Source organism: Streptomyces sp. NPDC006602 (assembly GCF_042870385.1).
In the GTDB taxonomy this organism is placed as follows: domain Bacteria; phylum Actinomycetota; class Actinomycetes; order Streptomycetales; family Streptomycetaceae; genus Streptomyces.
The window spans coordinates 1-17,375 of record NZ_JBIAHG010000051.1 but is presented as its reverse complement, the minus strand read 5'-3'; the positions used below and the strand labels follow the sequence as shown (position 1 = coordinate 17,375).

The following is a 17,375-nucleotide window of genomic DNA, read 5'->3' as shown; positions in this document are numbered from 1 at the left end:
TGCGTCCGGCGGTCCGCCCCGTCCGGGTGAATGCCGGTCCCTGGACTGTCCCGGAGCGGCCGCCGTCACCGCATCGGAGCTGGCACGGGAGCAACTCTGCGTGTCAGCACGGATACTGAGGGCCCCGTTCCGCCCCTACCGTTGGGCCATGCCCTGGCCCCGTCGCCTCTCGCTCGCCGCCACCGTGCTGACCACGGTGGTGATCGTGGCGTGCTGCGCTCTGACGGCCGCCGCCCCGGGCGTCTCGGCCGGGGTGCTGTTCGGGCTGGTCTCGGCCGTGGTCACGGGCGCGCTCTCCACCGGCCTGGGGGTGTTCGTCTCGCGCCGTCGCCCCGCCAACCTGGTGGGATTCCTGCTCACGTTCATCGGCCTGGTACCGCCGCTGGAAACCCTCCTCGACACCTACGCCCAGGTGAGCCTCACCCGCCCGCTGCCGGGCGCCGAGACGGTCAACCAGCTGGCCGCGGGGATGTGGACCCTGTGGTACGTGCCCGTCCTGCTGCTGATGCTGTTCTTCCCCGGCGGCCGACTGCCCCCGGGCCGTTTCCCCCGTCTGGTGCTGTACGGCGTGCTGATCGTCACGCCCGTCTTCATCCTCGTGGCCGCTCTCGACCCGACCGCGTACGACCCGCCGTTCGAGGAGTACGGGCATCCCCTGCCCACCCTGCCCGAGTCCGTGGTCTGGGCTCTTCTGCTGCCGCTGCTCGGGCTGTTCATGGTGTTGCTGGTCTCGTCGGCGCTGGTGATGCGCCACCGCTACCGCGCGGCAGACTCGGTCGAGCGGGCGCAGTTGAAGTGGTTCGGGCTGGGTGTCGTCGCGCTGCCCGGCACGCTGCTGCTGTGCTGGGCCAACTACCTGCTGTTCGGCGAGCTCACCGCACTGATGTGGGTGGGCCTGGCAGCCCTCTGTCTGGGTGTGCCCTCGCTCACCGCGCTCGCGATCCTGCGCCACGACCTGTACGACGTGGACCGCGCCACCAGCGCCTTCGTGACCTGGGGCCTGGTGACCGCCGGACTACTCGCGGTCTACAGCGCCGCTTCCTTCGCGGGCGGCTTGGCCCTGGGGCGGGGGAGTGCAGTGGCGGCGGCCGGCGTGACGGCGCTGGTCGCCGTCGTTCTCGTACCGGTGAAGAACCGGGTACGCCGCTGGGTGGACCGGCGTTTCTACCCCGTACGGGAGCGGGCGCTGGCGGCCGTGGCGGCACTGGAGCGCGAGGTGCACGCGGGACGGGCACGGCCCGAGCAACTGGAGGAGGTGCTGCGCGACGCGCTGCGCGAAACCCGGCTGCGGGTCGGGTTTCTGCTGCCGGGCAGCACCCAGTTCCACGACACGGCCGGCACACCGGTGGGGCAGGGCACCAAGGTGCGGCTCGCCGGCCGCCCCATCGGGATCATCGACGGACCCTGCCCGCGCGAGGTGGCCACCGCCAGCGCGCTGCTCGTCGAGACCGTACGGCTGCGGCTCGAACTGCGACAGGCGCTCGGCGAGGTGGAGGCCAGCCGCGGCCGGCTGCTGCGCACCGGATACCGCGAACGGCGCCGACTGGAACGGGACTTGCACGACGGCGCCCAGTCGCGGCTGGTCAGCCTCGGCATGGCACTGCGGCTCGCGCAGCGCCATCTCGACGACGGCAGCGTCGACGTTGACGGACTGCTCGACCAGGCCGTGGCCGAACTGGGCACCGCGGTCGCGGAGTTGCGTGAGCTGGCGCACGGCCTGCGGCCCAGCTCCCTCGACGACGGGCTGGGCTCCGCCCTGGAGTCCCTGGCCATACGAGCCCCGGTGCGGCTCGACTGGCGGCTCGACGGACGGATGCTGCCCGACGACGTCGCCACCACTGCGTACTACGTCGCCAGCGAGGCCGTCGCCAACGCCATCAAGCACGCCGAGGCCACGAGCATCGGAGTCGTCGTCGGTGAGAACGGCGACGGGGCACTGCGCGTGACCATCCAGGACGACGGGCGCGGCGGCGCCGACCCGCGCGGAGGATCGGGGCTCTCGGGCCTCAAGGACCGGGTCGCCGCGCTCGGCGGACTGCTGCACATCACCAGCAGCCCCGGCGGCGGTACGACCGTGGAGGCGGTGCTGCCATGCGTATCGTGATCGGTGAGGACTCCGCCCTATTCCGGGAGGGACTGGCACGGCTGCTCGCGGACGCCGGCCACGACATCGTCGCCCGCGCCGCCGACGCGCCCGCGCTCGTCGCCGCCGTCACCGACAACCGCCCCGACCTGGCCGTCATCGACATCCGCATGCCGCCGGACCTCCTCGACGACGGCGCCCGCGCCGCCCGGCAGATCCGGCAGACCTTTCCCGAACTCGGCATCGTGCTGCTCTCCCAGCACATCGAGACCCGCAACGCCGTGGAACTGGTTGCCCAGGGCCGTTTCGGCTATCTCCTCAAGGACCGTGTCTTCGACGTGGACGACTTCCTGGACGCCCTGCTCCGGGTCGCCGCGGGCGGCTCCGCCCTCGACCCCGAAGTCGTCTCCCGCATGATCGGCACTCACCGCGACCCACTCGCCGCACTCACCCCCCGCGAGCGGGAAGTCCTGGCCCTCATGGCCGAAGGCCACACCAACCTGGGCATCGCGCGACGGCTGTGGCTGACCGAGCGAACCGTGGAGACCCACGTCGCCTCGATCATGGCGAAGCTGGGCCTCGGCACCAGCGCGGAACACAACCGCCGCGTTCTGGCGGTCCTTGCCTACCTCACGGCTCGGGGTGGTCGGTAGGGAGGGGCCGCTCGCCGTACGCCTTCAACGCCGACACCTCCGCGACGCCCAACTGCTCGGCGAGGTAGTCGACTACCTCCTCCGGCACGTCCGTCGGATCGTCCAGGAACACCCCGAGGAACCGCACCGTGGTCATTGCACCGCGAACCCGAGCCGGTTGTGGGCCCGCCGCTTCGGCTCGATCAACGCCCGGTCCACGTCGTCCAGGAAGAAGAACCGCTCCAACTCCGTACGGGACGGCGCCCCGTCGCACGCCGCGTACTTCGCGGCTTGCTCATCCGTCAGAAACTCGACCGGCACCCCGGACCTCCAGACAGTCAATGATCACACGACTGCGGAAGGCTCCGCCCCCGCCGAACCCCAGGTCAAAGCGCTCTCAAGCCGGCCGGGGGCTTAGGGCCTGTGTGGAGTTGTGATCTCGCGGGGCCCCGGCTCGGAAGGGTCGGGGCCTTTGGAGTAGAACGGTGGGGTGTCTCGACCTCAACTTTCGGATGCCGAGTGGGAGTTCATCTCCCCGTTCCTGCCGGTCGGTGAGTACGGGCCGTATCCGGAGAACCTGCGGGCGCACTTCGAGGGCGTCGTGTGGCGGTTCAGGAACGGGGCGAAATGGCGGGAGTTGCCGGAACGATTCGGTCACTGGTCCACCGTTTACGGCCGGTTTCGGCAGTGGCGGGATGCCGGGGTGTTCACCGCGGTGTTCCAGGGTGCGATCGCCGAGGCGGCGAAGCGGGGCCTGGTGGACTTGTCGCTGGTCAGCGTGGACTCCACCACAGTCCGGGCCCATCATGATGCTGCCGGGATGATCACGGAGCCCGAGATCCTGGACGCGTTGGAGAAGGCCGCCGCGGAAAAAGGGGCGCCGGCCAGGAACAAGACGGGCAACTGGACCCGGAGCGGGAAGAACGGCGACGCGTGAGGCGTCGCCGCAAGGCCCGACTCGCCGCCGCCGACCTGGGGCGTTCCCGCGGCGGACTGACCACGAAGACGCACCTGTCCTGCGTGCCGCAATGCCTGCCCCTCTCGCTGAAGATCACTGCGGGGCAAGCCGGGGACAGCCCGCAGTTCATCCCCGTCCTGAACAAGATCCGCGTCCCCGGCCCGGTCGGCCGGCCCCGCACCCGGCCAGACGCAGTCGCGGGCGATAAGGCGTACTCGTCTCGCCAGAACCGTTCCCACCTGCGTAAACGTGGGATCAAAGCGGTCATCCCCGAGAAGACGGACCAGGCCGCGCACCGCAAGAACCGCGGCTCACGCGGCGGACGGCCCGTCACCTGGGACAAGCAGCTGTACAAGCTCCGCAACAGCGTCGAACGCACCATCAACAAGATCAAGGACTGGCGTGGCCTCGCCGTCCGCTACGACAAAAAACCTGAAAGCCCCCACTTCAAGAACGAGCCCATCCGCGAAGTCTTCGCCGACCACAGCGAGCGATGGAACCTTGTCCGACGACTCCTCAACGACGACACGATCACGACCTCTGACCGCGTCGCCGGACTCCTCGTCCTGCTCTACGCACAACGCGCCGCACGCATCACACAACTGACCGCCAAGCACGTGATCACCGCCGGGGACGACGTGGAACTGTCTCTCGCCAACACGCCGATCTCTCTGCCTCCAATGGTCGGAGCCCTTGTCCTGCAACTACTTGCCGAGCAGCGACGTGCAACCGCATCAGACCACGAGGCCTGGCTCTATCCCGCGGCACGACTCGGCCAGCCGCTTGCTCCACGCGAGCTGCTCGGCCGACTCCGCGCGCTCGGCATCTCGCCCACCTTGGGGCGGAACACCGCGCTCATGGAGATGGCAGCCGAGATGCCCGCCGCCGTACTCGCTCGGCTGCTCGGGATCAGCATCGACCGCGCAACCCGCTGGACATACGACGCCGGCAACACCCGTCCCGGCTACGCCGCAGAAGTCGCCCGACGCAACCGTCTTCATGGCACCTAATTCCATCACCACCGCAATTCCCGGACGTGCCAAGGCAATCCGCAAAGCAGCCAGGATCAACACACGCCCGCCCGTCACTGACGCCGACACCGCTGCAACCGGATCCGGTCAGCCCACGGTGGACCTACGCCGCGCGGCCGAGGCGTCGTGGGCAGCCGGTGTCAGATGATTTCGAGGTTGGCCATCATTCCCATGTCCTCGTGTTCGGCGTTGTGGCAGTGGAAGAGGTAGCGGCCGCGGTAGCCGTCGAACCGGGTGATGATCTCCGCCGCTTCGCCGGGCCGTAGTGAGATGGTGTCCTTGAGGCCCGCGTCGTGGGGAAGGGGTGCCTTGCCGCCGCGTGAGAGCACTCGGAAGCCGACCAGATGCAGGTGGACCGGATGGTGGACGTCGGCGACCAGCCGCCACACCTCGACATCGCCGAGGCGAACGGTGACGTCGGTGCGGGCGGGGGCGAACGGCAGCCCGTCGATCAGCCAGCCGTGACGGCCGTGCATCCGGCCAGCCCGGAAGGAGAAGTCCCGCACCCGCACGGCGTCCGACCGGCGCCACTCGGGCAGGTTCTTCGAGAGGACGTGCGGGACGCGGCTGTCGTCGCGGGCCTTGCGTGCGACGTGGAAGGCCATCACGTCGCGGGTCCGGCCGGAGCCCAGCCGGTTGACGATCCTGACGCGGCCGCCGACCGGAACCCTCGCGAAGTCGATGACCACGTCGTAGCGTTCGGCCGGCGCGATCGGCAGGGACTGGTGGGTGACCGGCGCCGCGAGCAGCCCTTGGTCGGCTCCGACCTGGACGAGATCGAGCCGGCGGCCGTCGTCGAGGACCGCCTCGAGGTCGTAGTGCCGGGCGTTGGAGGCGTTGAGGACACGCAGCCGGTACCGGGCCGCGTCGACGTCGTGCACGGGCCACGGCGCGCCGTTGACCAGGATCACGTCACCGAGGACCCCGCCGAGATAGGACTCGAGGACGCCGGGCTGTGTGCGCAGCGTGGGGTCGAGGGCGGGATAGGTGAGCTCGCCGTCGTCGTCGAACGCACGGTCCGCGATCATGAGCGGCAGTTCGCGTGGCCCCGCGGGCAGGCCGAGCGACTCCTCGGCGTCGTCGCGCACGATGTGCAGCCCGGCGAGACCCCGCCAGATCGCCGGAGCGGTGAAGTCCATCCGGTGGTCGTGGTACCACAGCAGCGTCGGCCGCTGGTCGAGCGGGAACGTGTAGTCCCGCGTCAGCTCGGACGTCACCGCCCGCGGATCGCTCATGCCGTCCATCCCGCCCATGGTGTGCATGGTGTGGGCGGCCTCGTGCCAGTTCTCGGGCAGGACGAGGTCGGTGGGGTATCCGTCGGAGGCCGCCGGGGTCCGACCGCCGTGCAGGTGCACGACGGTCGGCACGGGAAGCTCGTTGTGATGTGTCACGGTGACCGGCCGGCCGCGGCGGGACTCGATCGTCGGCCCGGGGAAGGTGCCCTCGTAGGTCCACGCCGACGTGCTGACGCCGGGGAGGATCTCCAGGGTCGCTTCGCGCTGGGTGATCTGGTAGCGATCCACACCTCCCGAGGTGCTGACTGGCTTCAGCACCGGAGGGATCGGCAGCGGCACCTGGAACGCGGGCGGCAGCGGCACGACGCTGCGCAACTCGGCACCGGTGGCTGCCGGACTCCGGGACAGCATGGCCGAGGTCGCCAACCCAGTGGCCGCCACTATCCCGAGCGCCCCGCCGATGCCCAGTACCTGGCGCCTGGTCATGTCCCGGTCACGCATCGCCGGCCTCCTCCACTTTCCGCACCACCGATCGCCGCCTGACCGGACGGCGCCATACCGCGATGAACTGCACGACGAGCCCGGCAACGGTCAGCACCCCCAGCGGGAGGTGCAGCCACAACGCGCCTTCCAACCCGGCGAAGTACTGCACCGTCTCGGCCACCACCACAGCGAGAGTGGCGAGGAACGGCCAGACCCGACGCAGTCGGACCCAGACCACGGCCGTCACGATCAGCTGCAGACAGCCGATGGAGGTGACGGCGTTGGCGCCGACCTCGTGCAAACGCAAGCCGTCGTAGTCACCACTCAGATACACACCGGCGAACACCGGCTGACCGACGATCGCGACCACGTGCGCGCTGACGACCGCCCGCAATACCCACCCAGAGGGCCACGTCCGATGCGCGGCATCGGATCGGGATGGGGGCTTGGCCGCCAGTCCGGGGCGGGTCACTTCTGGAGAACGGCCTGGATCTCCAGGCTGATCGACACCTTGTCGGCGACCACGACGCCACCGGCCTCCAGCGGGACGCTGATGTCGATGCCGAAGTCACGCCGGCTGATCGCCGCGGTCGCGGAGAAGCCGGCCCGCTGTCCACCCCACTGGTCCGAGCCGAACCCGTTCACCTCGACGGCCAGCGGGACCTGTCGGGTGACGCCGTGCAGCGTCAGCTCACCGTCGATGACCCATCCGTCGTCGGTCCGGCGGATGCCGGTCGAGCTGTAGCTCATCGTCGGGTACTTCTCGACCTCGAGGTAGTCGGCGGTGCGCAGGTGGTTGTCGCGCATCTCGTGGCCGGTGTCGATGGACGCGAGGTCGATCGTCGCGGTGACCGAGGAGCCCAGCAGGTCCTCGGTCGTAACGATCGTGACGTCGTAGCCGGTGAACCGGCCACGCGTCTTGCTGATCATGAGGTGACGGACGGAGAAGGCGACCTCGGAGTGCACCGGGTCTGCCTTCCAGGTGCCGACCAGGTAGCCCGGCATCACGACGGTCGCGGGAACGGTTTTCATGGCTTCCTCCATGGATGTGGTGCCGCGGCGGCGCGGCGAAGGGGGATGGTGGGGCGAACCGATGCCTGGTGTCGCTCGAACTCGCGCGACCGGTCAGGGCTGGAGGTCGACCACTCCTTTGCCGCTGGAGATGTCGAGCGGAACCGAGACCTGGTCGTGTGCGATCAACCAGGTGCCGTCGATCTTCCGGAAGCAGTAGGTGACCCTGACCCACATACCGCCAATCGAGGTGCCGTCCTTGCGCGTGCCGCTGAGGCGGGCGAAGGCGTGCCCGAAGGCCACGTCATCGCCGACGGTGATCGTCAGGTCGCGAACCTCGTAGGTCACACTCGCGAAGAACGTGAACACGGGCGCCCAGTTCTCCAGCTTCGCCTCCACCCCCACGTGCTGGAGCGGCGGCTCGATGTCGAAGGACACCACGTCGGTCGCGTAAAGCTGCCTCAAGCCCCCGAGATCCTTGGTCTGGAGCCCTTCGGCGATCTTGTCGACCAGCTCGCGGATCTTGGCTTCGTCTACCTGGCGTTGCGTAGGCATCGCTACCCCGGCCCTTCCTTTGCGGTGGGATCTTGTCTTCCTGCACCTCCGACGCTATGCCCCATGGGTTATCTTGTCTAAGATAAATATTGCTAACATGCTATGACCCGGGGGTCATAATGGAGCTGAACTCGCTCAGGCAGTTCCTAGTGGTGGCGCGGCTGGAGCACCTCAGCCGCGCCGCCGACGAGCTGCACATCGCCCAGCCGTCGCTGAGTCGCACCATCGCCCGGTTGGAGAGCGACGTGGGCGTACCGCTGTTCGATCGCAGCGGCCGGCTCCGGCTCAACGACACGGGCAGACTCTTCCGCGACCACGTCGAACGCGCCCTCGGTGAGCTCGACGCGGGACGACGCGCCGTCACCGAGGCCACCAGCCAGGGCCTGGGCACCGTGCGACTGGCGTCGGAAACCTTCCTCACCCTCACCCGTCCACTGGCGGCCTACAAACGAGCCCATCCCGCCATCGAGATCGCGCTCCACTGGTCGCCGCCCGAGGACATGACCCGCCGCCTGCGCGCCCAAGAGGTCGATCTGTGTGTCGCCTCGCAGCCGCTCCACGCCGAGGGCCTGGAGTCGGTGCGACTGTTCGAGGAGGCGGTGGGAGTCGGGGTGCCACTCGACCATCCGCTGGCGTCCCGTACATCCGTGACCATCGACGAACTCGCCGACCAGCCCTTCGTCACCGCCCGCGAGGGACACTGGCTACGCCGGCTGCTCGACCGACTCTTCGCCGCACGAGACCTCACCCCGAAAATCGTCTGCGAAAGCGACGAACATAGCGCCATCGCCGACCTGATCAGCGCGGGACTGGGCATCGGTCTCGCCCCCGCCTTCGCCCGCCGTAGCATCACGCAGGCCCCCGTCGCCTGGATCCCCGTCGCCAACCCCGACTGCCGCCGCACGGTCACCCTCTACTGGGGCACCGACAACCACCTCTCAGCCGCCGCCCGACTGATGCGCACCACGATCACCAACTGGGACTGGAACACCAGCGAACCTCAAGACAAACGCTGACGATCTGCTCGACCCGCTCAACTACGAGACCCGCCAGATGCGGAAACAGTACGCCCAGGATTCCGGCGGTGCCGGACGGGCAGGTGTGGGCGACGCTGCCGAAGGTGAACCGGCAGGCGGTGGTGGGGCAGTTGGTGCGGCTGGCGAGCCGCGCGCTGTCAGCCGCCGCGACGGCGGGTGAGCGGGATCAGCGATGACTTCGGTGATGGCGTGGGAGCGGCCCGGCAGCAAGATCGATGACCGTCACCTGCAGCGGCTCGCGGTGATTTATATCCGCCAGTCCACCCGCCAGCAGCTCGTCGAGCATCAGGAGTCGACCCGGTTGCAGTACGCGCTGGTGGACCGGGCGGTCGCGCTGGGCTGGCAGGCGGACCGGATCCTGGTGATCGACGAAGACCTGGGCAAATCGGGGTCGAGTGCGGTGGCCCGCACCGGCTTCCAGCGTCTGGTCAGCGAGATCGGGCTGGACCATGTCGGTCTTGTGCTGGGGATCGAGATGTCCCGTCTGGCCCGCTCCGGCAGGGACTGGTACCAGTTGATCGAGCTGTGTGCCCTGTCGGGCGCGGTACTGGCGGACACCGACGGGGTCTATGACCCGACCGAGTACAACGACAGGCTGCTGCTGGGGCTCAAGGGCACGATGAGCGAGGCCGAACTTCACCTGATCAAGCAGCGGATGTGGAGCGGACGGCTGAACAAGGCCCGCCGAGGCGAGCTGGCCTTCCCGCTGCCCAGCGGTTACGTCCGCCGTCCGTCCGGGAAGGTGGCCTTCGACCCGGACGAGCAGGTGCAGACCGTGATCCGCCTGATCTTTGCGCAGTTCGAGCGGCTCGGCACGTTGCACGGTGTGCTGCGCTACCTCGTCGAGAACGACATCCAGTTAGGCATCCGGCTGCGGGAGGGTCCGGACAAGGGCACCCTGGAATGGCGAAGGCCGAACCGGATGACGCTGCAGACCTTGCTGCACAATCCCGCCTATGCCGGCATCTACGCCTACGGGCGGCGCCGGGTCGACCCGCGCCGCCAGGACCCGGCCCGGCCGAGCACCGGGCGGGTCGTCCGCTCCCGGGACGGATGGCATGTGATGATCCCGAATGTCCTGCCCGCCTACATCACCGTCGCCCAGTTCGAGGCGAACGAAGCGAAACTGGCGGCCAACCGCGCCCGCGCCGAAGCCATGGGCGCCATCCGCAACGGTCCCGCCCTCGCGGCCGGGCTCGTGCACTGCGGACGCTGCAACCGGCGCATGAGCGTGCGCTACCACACCCAGCACAGCAAGGCCCAACCCGAATACGTGTGCGCCCGGGACATGACCAACTACGGCGCGGACAAGAGCTGCCAGCTGCTCAACTCCGCCTGCGTGGACGCCTTCGTCGAACAGCAGGTCCTCGTGGCACTGACGCCCGCCGCTGTCCAGGTGTCCCTGCGCGCGGCCGACCAGATCCTGGCCGAGCGGGCCGAGCTGGAACGGCTATGGTCGCAACGGCTGGAACGCGCCGCGTAGGACGCCGACCGGGCCCGCCGCAGCCACCACCTCGCCGAACCGGAGAACCGCCTGGTCGTGCGCCAGTTGGAGAAGGAATGGGAGGACGCACTCGCCGCCCAGCAGCGGCTTGGCGAGGACTACGACCGCTTCACCCGCAGCAGTTCGCACATCCTCACTCCGGCCGAGCGGCAGACCATCACGGCTCTGGCCGGCGACATCGAGGGTCTGTGGCATGCGCACAGCACCACGACAGCGGACCGCAAGGAGATCATCCGCGCGGTCGTCGACAAGGTCGTCGTCACCGTGCTCGGCACCAGCGAGCAGGTGAAGGTCACCATCGTCTGGGCCGGCGGGACGAATACGGCGGGAGAGGTCATCCGCCCGGTCCAGCCGCAATTGGCCGATCGGATCCGAGAACTCGCAGGCCAGGGCATAGGCGCCGCCGGGATCGCCGACCGCTTGGAAACCGAGGGCTTCCGGCCCGCGAAGGGCGGAAAGCGGATCTCCGCAGCCACCGTCCGCGACCTCATGCGCCGTCTCGCCTGCCCCGCAGGCCGTGTCCACCGGCGACGCCCCGCACCACCCGGTGAGGAGCCCGGCCCGGACGAGTGGTGGCTCAAGCACCTGGCCGCCGAGCTGGACATGACCACCTCCACCCGCTATGCATGGATCAACCGCGGCTGGATCACCACCCGTCGGGAGAGCCGCTGGCCTCACCGGCTCATCGCCCACGCCGACCAGCGAGAACTCGCCGAACTCCGCGAACGGCGGACCCGTCCGCCCGGCTGGTACAGCCGCCGCATCTGGACCGAGACCGCCGAAACAGCAGGCCAACAGACTCCATGAGCGCACTGTGCTTGACAGATCTCTGCCACCCACCGTCTCGGCAGCACCACGAACCCTGTCATGTCGTCGGTGCGCTTGACGATCTCCAAGGTCAGAGCGAGTTTGTCCCGGCACCAGCCGACGAGGCCGCCGGTGTAGCCGCCGTCGGCCCAGACGAGGGTGATGTCGCGGTGCAGGCGGCGCAGCCGGGTCAGCAGGCCCGCCGCAGCGTCGCGGTCGCCGATGTTCGCGGCGGTGACCGCGACGACCAGGAGCAGACCGAGGGTGTCGGTCACGATGTGCCGTTTGCGGCCCGGCACCTTCTTCCCGCCGTCGTAGCCGCGTGAGGAGGCCGGCACCGTCGCGGCGGCCCGCACCGACTGCGCGTCGATGATCCCCGCCGTGGGCTCGGCCTCGCGGCCCTCGCGTTCACGGACCTTCCCGCGCAGCCGGTCGTGGAACTCGGCGATCAGTCCGTGCTCGCGCCAGCGGCGGAAGAAGGCGTAAACCCGGCCCCAATCGGGGAAGTCCGCGGGCAGCGCCCGCCACGAGATTCCGCCCGCGACCAGATAGCGGACCGCGTCCAGCAGCTGCCGGTGGCAGTAGCTCTCGGGCCGTCCGCCCCGCCCCTGAAGCCAGGCCGGCACCGGCAACAACGGCCGCACGGCCGCCCACTCCGCGTCCGTCATGTCTGACGGATACCGGCGCACCCGATCGGGATGATCGGCCGCGTTGCCGTACACGTGCGCGAGGCAATCGCACGACACAGCGGGCGAGTTGAAGTCAACGGGCTCGGGCACGTACAACAAAGACAACAGGGCCTCCAGGAACCGCTCGGAATGGGGTCGCACCCCCGAGCTACCAGGAGGCCCTGCCTTCATGCGCGTACCGCCGGAAGATCACCCGACCAGGAACTCTGTTCGATCCACACGTTCCAAGATCGGTTGAGATACGGCTTCTAAGCGCAGGCCAGAGCGTGGTGCTCTCCGCGCGAGCGGAGGTGAACCGTCCCGCCCGAACCGGGTCGTCTCCATCACCAGGTGCTCTCCGCGCGAGCGGAGGTGAACCGCTGTAGGTGGTGCTCGCAGTCAGCGCCAGCGCGTGCTCTCCGCGCGAGCGGAGGTGAACCATGGCGCAGGTCGTGACTGGTCTGTGGGAGGCCGTGCTCTCCGCGCGAGCGGAGGTGAACCGCCGTATCTCCTCACGGATGAGATGTGGACGTTGTGCTCTCCGCGCGAGCGGAGGTGGCCCGTTCTACACCCGCAGCGCGGGCACTACCGCGCAGTGCTCTCCGCGCGAGCGGAGGTGATCCGACGATGATGCGGTCCACATCGACCCCGGGAGTGTGTTCTTCGCGCGAGCGGAGGTCGCGGCCATGCTGGAGACCGTCGCGCCGCACGAGCCGCTGGAGTCGAAGAACGAGTTCTTCGCCTGGCTGGTCGCCGAGACGTTCCTCAACACCAGCGGCCAGTATCTGCCTTGCGAGCCGGAGGAAGCCCTCGCGCTGGTCATGCGTGCCAAACACAGGGGCGCCCGCGTTCAGGAGATCGCCGCGCAGCTGCGCGCCTGGTCCATCGGCTGACTCCTCGGTTCGAAGCCGGGTTTGCTTGTCCCCGTCGTCGGGCACCTCGAATTTGATGGTCTGCTCGTTCAATTGCAGCGTCTGGCCGTGGGGGAAGGGCATCGGCGCCCGCGAGACCGCACGCTCGCCGGTCAGGCCGTCGGCTCGACGGTGGTCTGACTGGTGGGTTGGCTCCGCCGAAGAGGTGATCAGCGAGGGCGTGGCGGATACGCTCACGGGCGGGGTGCCGGAGCCACTGGCATTGGCTCCGGCACCCTTTTGGCGGTTGGGTCAGTTGTCGATGTCCTCGCGTGGTGCGAGGAGCGCGAAGTAGGTGTCGCGGGCTTCCTTGCTCAGCTCGCCGTCGAGGGAGAGTGCCTGACGCAGGGTGCGGAGGGTCTCCGTGGGCCGAGATCCTCACCTTGCGCACCCGCATCGGCGAACTCCTCGGCCAAATCCGCGACTTGGAAGCCGAGTGGACCGAAGAAACCATCCAACGGATCACCGCAGAGAACACCATTCTCAAGCAGCGTGCCCGCCAGCTCACCGCTGACAACCGAACCCTCGACGAGCGCGTCAAGGCAGCCCACTCCAACCTCCGCTTCCAAGACTGCCGCGTCGCCGGCCTCGAAGCCCAGATCGCCGCCCCGGGATCAGCGCCGCCCGCAGGAGACCCCGCAACCGCCTGACCCGCCCCCGCATGGCAGGACGCGCGCGCACCACCCGCCGGTGAGCGCGGGCGTCCTAGTGTGTGAGGGCACCGTCCTCCATCCGACGAGCAAGGAGCCCCAGGCTGTGAAGGTCGAAATCCAGCCGGACGTACGCGACATCGCCGCTCAGTTAGGGGCAGGCGTTCCCTACGCGCTGAAGGTCCTGGCCAGCCAGCTGGCCGACGACCCTGACATGGGCCGGCCCTCGGGGCTGCCCGGCATTCTGACCGTGGCGGTTGACGGCGAGGTGTTCGAGGACTGCCCCGACCTGTCCGTCGGCTACATCCGTGAGCCGGACCGGATCGAGATCCGGTTTCTGAGAGCGGCTCCCTCCACCGAGCCCTCCACGGACGCCCAGGACCAGGATCAGGGGCGAGAGCAGGACCAGCCTGCCGACCCTGCTGCCGCCGCGGTCACCGTACGGGAGGTCGCTGATGCCTGGCGGCGCATCACCGACTGGCTCCAGCACAACGCCCCTGACTCCTACGCTGCGCTCCGCGCCGGTGCCGGCCCCACTGCCATCGCTGCCGTGGAAGGCGATCTCGGCATCCGGATACCCGTCGAGCTGCATGTCCTGTGGCTGCTGACGGCGGGCGACGGCGGGGTCAACGGCTGGGGCTGGGGGTGCCTTCCGGGTGGTGAGGCTCTGATGCCCCTGGACGCCGTGGCTGCCGCCTACCGGCGGCGGATGGACGCTCAGGACCACGAGGACACCTTCAACGTCGACCGTACCGAAGACGAGCGGATCACCGTGTGGAAGACGACCTGGATTCCGGTGGTCTCGCACGGCGCGGCGGACGGCACCTCGGGTCTGTACCTGGATGCCGCCACCGGCTACCTGGGCCGCTGGTCCCGCTACAACGAAGGCCCCGGCGACGAGCTCGACACTCTGGTCAGCTACCTGGAAGAGGCTGCCGACATGCTCGAAGCCCCGGCCCTGGCCACCCGGGACAAGCCCGGCTTGATCGGCGGGGCGCTGGTCTGGGGCAGCAGGATCGACCCGGCACAGGAAGACCGGTGGCAGCCCCTGACCGGCTGACCACGTATAAGATGGGGGGCCAGCCCCGAGGGCTGGCCCCCTTTTTTCGGCTTTCAGGTGCTGGCGCTCAGGCTGTGTCAGCCGATCTTTTTCCACGTGCAGGTAGTCGCGGTTGACGTGCAGTGCTCGAACCCCGGAAGGGTCACGAAGAACCCGTCACCGTCCAGCAGCCGCCACGCTGGGGCCGGGAATCCGCTGAACGCCTGCTCATTCTGCACGCTCGGGATCGCCGCACGCCCGCACCGCTCCGTACCGCTTGGCCCGTTCGTCGCCGCACGGGTGTCCGCGAGGAGGCCGAAGTTCGCCGTACCGTCGCCCATCTTGTCGGTGAACAGCTGGGCGCACTTGCTGCCCGACGTCACCAGGTTGACGCTCTTCGGGTAGCCGCCGGACTCGTGCGTCGAGGCCATCGCGTACTCGTCACAGTCGACCGACCCCACCGACGTATCGGAGGGGTGCAGGCTCCAGGTGCTGTCACACACACGGTCACGGCTGTTGTTCGAGTTCCACGGATTGCCGGCGCCGTTCTTCACCGGGGTGTCCGGGCCCAGGTAGTGCATCAGTGAGTCCCACCGCTTGGAGCCGGCGTGATCGGGCATCACCTGCTGCATGTGCCAGTAGTACCCCCCAGCGGCCGGGTACTTGTTGGTGTCCAGCGTCCAGGTCGGCTTGAAGTACGGCAGGACACAGCCCGGCGCCGAGCCCGCCACCCAGTTGTCGCAGCGCGGCGCAAGCTCCTTTACCTCGTCGATCCCGGAGGTTCCGAAGTTCGCCGTCGCGATTGCGGTGCTGCTGGCGTCCACGGTCGCGGTCACTGACCAGCCCAGGCCGATGGTCTCCTTGCCCGAGCCGTTCCACTGCGTCGTTACCCGTCCCCACCGGTCGCCGTACGGCGGACCGTCGTCTACGTTCCAGTACGCGGTCGATCCGGCGTTGTTGTTCTGCCCGTCCGTCCACTTCACGTTCGACGTCACACACGACGAGCACGTCGACCCGATGTTCCACTTCATCGTGACGCCTTCCAGCGCCTGGTCGATCGAGACCGGCATGATGGCGATCTGCTGATCGAACTCCGCGAAGTTCGATCCGGACGCGCCCTTGTTCGGGTACGCCTTGATCCGTTGCTCGACGTCGAACGTGGCGAAGCCGATCTCCGCATCCTTGTCCGCGTCGACGAACACCAGCGTCGCCGACCCGATGTTCTTCAGGCACGCCTCGCCGCGGGTCATATAGTCCTTGCCCACCGGCTTGTCCCAGCACCAGTCGACCAGTTCCACAGCAGGCGCAGCAGCCGCCACCGCAGCCGCCTCGGCAGGCGACTTACCGGCCTTGCGGGCCTTCGCCTCCTCAGCCTTGCGCAGCGCCTCGACGCGCTCCTTCGAACGCGCCTGCGACTCGGCGGTGGGAGGGGACAGCTCGATGCAGACCTTGCGCCCCTGGGCGTCCTGCTTGCCGCAGGTGCGCTCCTGCGTGGCCTCCCGCTTCACCGCACCATTCGCGTCGAACGTCGGCAGAGCCGGCCCCGGATCTGTCCGGGTGAACTCGTCTATCTCCTGCGCAGTCTTGTCAATCGTCGACGACGTCTGCGGCGCAGGGAACTTCACGTACGGCTCGATACGGAAGTCCGCCCACGGCGACCACGTCGTCTCGTACAGACTGCCGTCAAAGGCGGAGGTGCGGAACTTGTAGAGCACGCCGGGCTTCAGGATGCCGTACGGCACCGTGACCTTCGCCGTGCCGCCCGAGGCCACGTACGGCGACACCAGCACCCCGTACGAGCCTGATCCGTCGAGGTCGACCTGAGCCTTCGGGGTACCGTCCGCGTTCGCGGTGTACACCTGGAACGTCAGGTTCGCGGTATCGCCGTCCGCGTCGGTCACGGTGTTCCGCAGCACCGCCTCCGGAGCGATGACCCGCCAGACAGTGCCCGACTTCGAGAACTTGGGGCCAGCCGACGGGGCCGTGCCCGACACCGGCCGCGAGGCCGCGGCGATGGCCGCCAGGTCCTGGGGCCCAGCCGCCGCCACCTCGGCCGGAGAAGCCTCCAGGCCGGGCGCAGGAGGCGTAGGGGCCGCTGCTGCAGTGCCCACCCCCGCGAATAACGCCAGCGCGGCACCAGCAACAACATGCCGCCACGCCGAGGCGCGTAAGTGTCTCACTTCGTCAATCCCCCTGATGGGTTTGTGAGTTGTACACGACAGTCCGCAACCCCATCACGCCCACGCGCAACGCAACATGATCAAAATCATGGTTTGCCGGGCGGGAACTCATTCAGGCCAGGGGGCATGAGAGCTCCGGAGACGCGCGGCCTGGCCTCGGCTATGTGCCGGCTGTGCGGAAATCGCGGCAGGTCAAGTGCCTGGCCGGGATCTGGCGCATCGACCAGCTGATCGCCGAGGCACCGGACGACGCGTGGCAGCGCCTCTCCAGCGGCGACGGCACCAAGGGCCCGCGTGTCTTCGGCCCAGCCCAGCCCAGTTGCCGGTCATCGATTTCTTCGACGACGAGCCCACCCACCGCCGTTGGGTGCTGGCCCGCCGCAGCATCAAAAGGCCGGACGAGATCGCTTAGTACCTGGCCTACGGCCCGACCGGCATCACCGTCGCCGAACTGGTCCGCCTCGCCGGGTCCCACTGGGCGATCGAGGAGCGCTTCCTACTGACTTCGGCTCGTCAGGGTGAATTTTCTAGAAGTCCCTGAGGGGCCCGGTGTGGTGGCTGTATCTCGTGGTGTGTGAGGTATGCGGATGG

The 17,375-nt window shown here is 68.7% G+C and carries 14 protein-coding genes, 3 pseudogenes and 1 CRISPR repeat array; of the genes and pseudogenes, 10 read left to right on the top strand and 7 right to left on the bottom strand.

What is annotated here, in order from left to right:
- Positions 1-148: 148 nt before the first annotated feature.
- Entirely contained in the window at positions 149-2,104 is a 1,956-nt protein-coding gene (locus ACFYO2_RS45960) for a histidine kinase (RefSeq protein ID WP_388362467.1), read from the top strand.
- Positions 2,092-2,736 carry a response regulator gene (locus tag ACFYO2_RS45955; RefSeq protein WP_388362464.1) on the top strand — a complete coding sequence of 215 codons (645 nt, stop codon included), beginning with the start codon at positions 2,092-2,094 and terminating at the stop codon, positions 2,734-2,736. Before ACFYO2_RS45960 ends, ACFYO2_RS45955 begins: the two co-directional genes overlap by 13 nt.
- A gap of 7 nt (positions 2,737-2,743) precedes the next feature.
- Here the strand turns inward: ACFYO2_RS45955 and ACFYO2_RS45950 are convergent.
- Positions 2,744-3,036, bottom strand: a pseudogene (locus tag ACFYO2_RS45950) (DUF4158 domain-containing protein); the annotation flags it as partial.
- 169 nt (positions 3,037-3,205) lie between these two features.
- On the opposite strand from ACFYO2_RS45950, the pseudogene ACFYO2_RS45945 reads away from it, so the two are divergent.
- Positions 3,206-4,113: pseudogene (locus ACFYO2_RS45945) on the top strand (IS5 family transposase); the annotation flags it as partial.
- Positions 4,114-4,844: 731 nt separating this feature from the next.
- On the opposite strand, the gene ACFYO2_RS45940 reads toward ACFYO2_RS45945, so the two are convergent.
- From ACFYO2_RS45940 to ACFYO2_RS45925, 4 genes are all read right to left on the bottom strand, one after another.
- Positions 4,845-6,440, bottom strand: coding sequence for a multicopper oxidase family protein (locus tag ACFYO2_RS45940; RefSeq protein ID WP_388362461.1), 1,596 nt, complete (start codon positions 6,438-6,440; stop codon positions 4,845-4,847).
- Positions 6,433-6,792: a hypothetical protein gene (locus ACFYO2_RS45935; RefSeq protein ID WP_388362458.1), complete on the bottom strand. Its 360-nt coding sequence runs from the start codon at positions 6,790-6,792 to the stop codon at positions 6,433-6,435. The genes ACFYO2_RS45940 and ACFYO2_RS45935 overlap by 8 nt, the downstream gene beginning before the upstream one ends.
- A 98-nt stretch (positions 6,793-6,890) precedes the next feature.
- The gene (locus ACFYO2_RS45930; protein ID WP_388362456.1) at positions 6,891-7,454 is read right to left on the bottom strand and encodes a YceI family protein; all 564 of its coding nucleotides are present in this window, start codon (positions 7,452-7,454) and stop codon (positions 6,891-6,893) included.
- 93 nt (positions 7,455-7,547) lie between these two features.
- Complete coding sequence (locus tag ACFYO2_RS45925; RefSeq protein ID WP_388362453.1) at positions 7,548-7,988, bottom strand: YybH family protein; 441 nt, start codon at positions 7,986-7,988, stop codon at positions 7,548-7,550.
- 119 nt (positions 7,989-8,107) lie between these two features.
- On the opposite strand from ACFYO2_RS45925, the gene ACFYO2_RS45920 reads away from it, so the two are divergent.
- The 4 genes from ACFYO2_RS45920 (at position 8,108) to ACFYO2_RS45905 (ending at position 11,336) form a co-directional block, all read left to right on the top strand.
- On the top strand, positions 8,108-9,004 hold the full coding sequence (locus tag ACFYO2_RS45920) for a LysR family transcriptional regulator (RefSeq protein WP_388362450.1): 897 nt from the start codon (positions 8,108-8,110) through the stop codon (positions 9,002-9,004).
- A gap of 68 nt (positions 9,005-9,072) precedes the next feature.
- Positions 9,073-9,201, top strand: a complete 129-nt coding sequence (locus tag ACFYO2_RS45915) for a hypothetical protein (protein WP_388362447.1) — start codon at positions 9,073-9,075, stop codon at positions 9,199-9,201.
- The gene (locus ACFYO2_RS45910) at positions 9,198-10,508 is read left to right on the top strand and encodes a recombinase family protein (protein WP_388362444.1); all 1,311 of its coding nucleotides are present in this window, start codon (positions 9,198-9,200) and stop codon (positions 10,506-10,508) included. The genes ACFYO2_RS45915 and ACFYO2_RS45910 overlap by 4 nt, the downstream gene beginning before the upstream one ends.
- Before the next feature lie 57 nt (positions 10,509-10,565).
- Positions 10,566-11,336: a hypothetical protein gene (locus ACFYO2_RS45905; RefSeq protein ID WP_388362440.1), complete on the top strand. Its 771-nt coding sequence runs from the start codon at positions 10,566-10,568 to the stop codon at positions 11,334-11,336.
- 20 nt (positions 11,337-11,356) lie between these two features.
- Here ACFYO2_RS45905 and ACFYO2_RS45900 read toward each other — a convergent pair.
- Positions 11,357-12,058: pseudogene (locus ACFYO2_RS45900) on the bottom strand (IS5 family transposase); the annotation flags it as partial.
- A 236-nt stretch (positions 12,059-12,294) separates the two neighbouring features.
- Positions 12,295-12,684: direct repeats of the CRISPR family, unit length 24 nt; unit sequence GTGCTCTCCGCGCGAGCGGAGGTG.
- A 6-nt stretch (positions 12,685-12,690) separates the two neighbouring features.
- Here ACFYO2_RS45900 and ACFYO2_RS45895 point away from each other — a divergent pair.
- From ACFYO2_RS45895 to ACFYO2_RS45885, 3 genes are all read left to right on the top strand, one after another.
- Positions 12,691-12,897 (top strand): hypothetical protein, encoded by a 207-nt coding sequence (locus ACFYO2_RS45895; RefSeq protein WP_388362437.1) that lies wholly within the window; start codon positions 12,691-12,693, stop codon positions 12,895-12,897.
- Positions 12,898-13,298: 401 nt separating this feature from the next.
- Positions 13,299-13,565, top strand: coding sequence for a hypothetical protein (locus tag ACFYO2_RS45890; RefSeq protein WP_388362434.1), 267 nt, complete (start codon positions 13,299-13,301; stop codon positions 13,563-13,565).
- A 106-nt stretch (positions 13,566-13,671) separates the two neighbouring features.
- Positions 13,672-14,625, top strand: coding sequence for a hypothetical protein (locus ACFYO2_RS45885; protein ID WP_388362431.1), 954 nt, complete (start codon positions 13,672-13,674; stop codon positions 14,623-14,625).
- A gap of 77 nt (positions 14,626-14,702) precedes the next feature.
- Here ACFYO2_RS45885 and ACFYO2_RS45880 read toward each other — a convergent pair whose 3' ends face one another.
- Positions 14,703-16,784, bottom strand: a complete 2,082-nt coding sequence (locus ACFYO2_RS45880; RefSeq protein ID WP_388362429.1) for a hypothetical protein — start codon at positions 16,782-16,784, stop codon at positions 14,703-14,705.
- Positions 16,785-17,375 lie beyond the last annotated feature (591 nt).

What these genes read in the sequence shown, in the direction of transcription:
- ACFYO2_RS45960 (WP_388362467.1), top strand. Translation starts at nt 149, where the DNA reads ATGCCCTGGCCCCGTCGCCTCTCGCTCGCCGCCACCGTGCTGACCACG.
- ACFYO2_RS45955 (WP_388362464.1), top strand. Translation starts at nt 2,092, where the DNA reads ATGCGTATCGTGATCGGTGAGGACTCCGCCCTATTCCGGGAGGGACTG.
- ACFYO2_RS45940 (WP_388362461.1), bottom strand. Translation starts at nt 6,440, where the DNA reads ATGCGTGACCGGGACATGACCAGGCGCCAGGTACTGGGCATCGGCGGG.
- ACFYO2_RS45930 (WP_388362456.1), bottom strand. Translation starts at nt 7,454, where the DNA reads ATGAAAACCGTTCCCGCGACCGTCGTGATGCCGGGCTACCTGGTCGGC.
- ACFYO2_RS45925 (WP_388362453.1), bottom strand. Translation starts at nt 7,988, where the DNA reads ATGCCTACGCAACGCCAGGTAGACGAAGCCAAGATCCGCGAGCTGGTC.
- ACFYO2_RS45920 (WP_388362450.1), top strand. Translation starts at nt 8,108, where the DNA reads ATGGAGCTGAACTCGCTCAGGCAGTTCCTAGTGGTGGCGCGGCTGGAG.
- ACFYO2_RS45910 (WP_388362444.1), top strand. Translation starts at nt 9,198, where the DNA reads ATGACTTCGGTGATGGCGTGGGAGCGGCCCGGCAGCAAGATCGATGAC.
- ACFYO2_RS45895 (WP_388362437.1), top strand. Translation starts at nt 12,691, where the DNA reads ATGCTGGAGACCGTCGCGCCGCACGAGCCGCTGGAGTCGAAGAACGAG.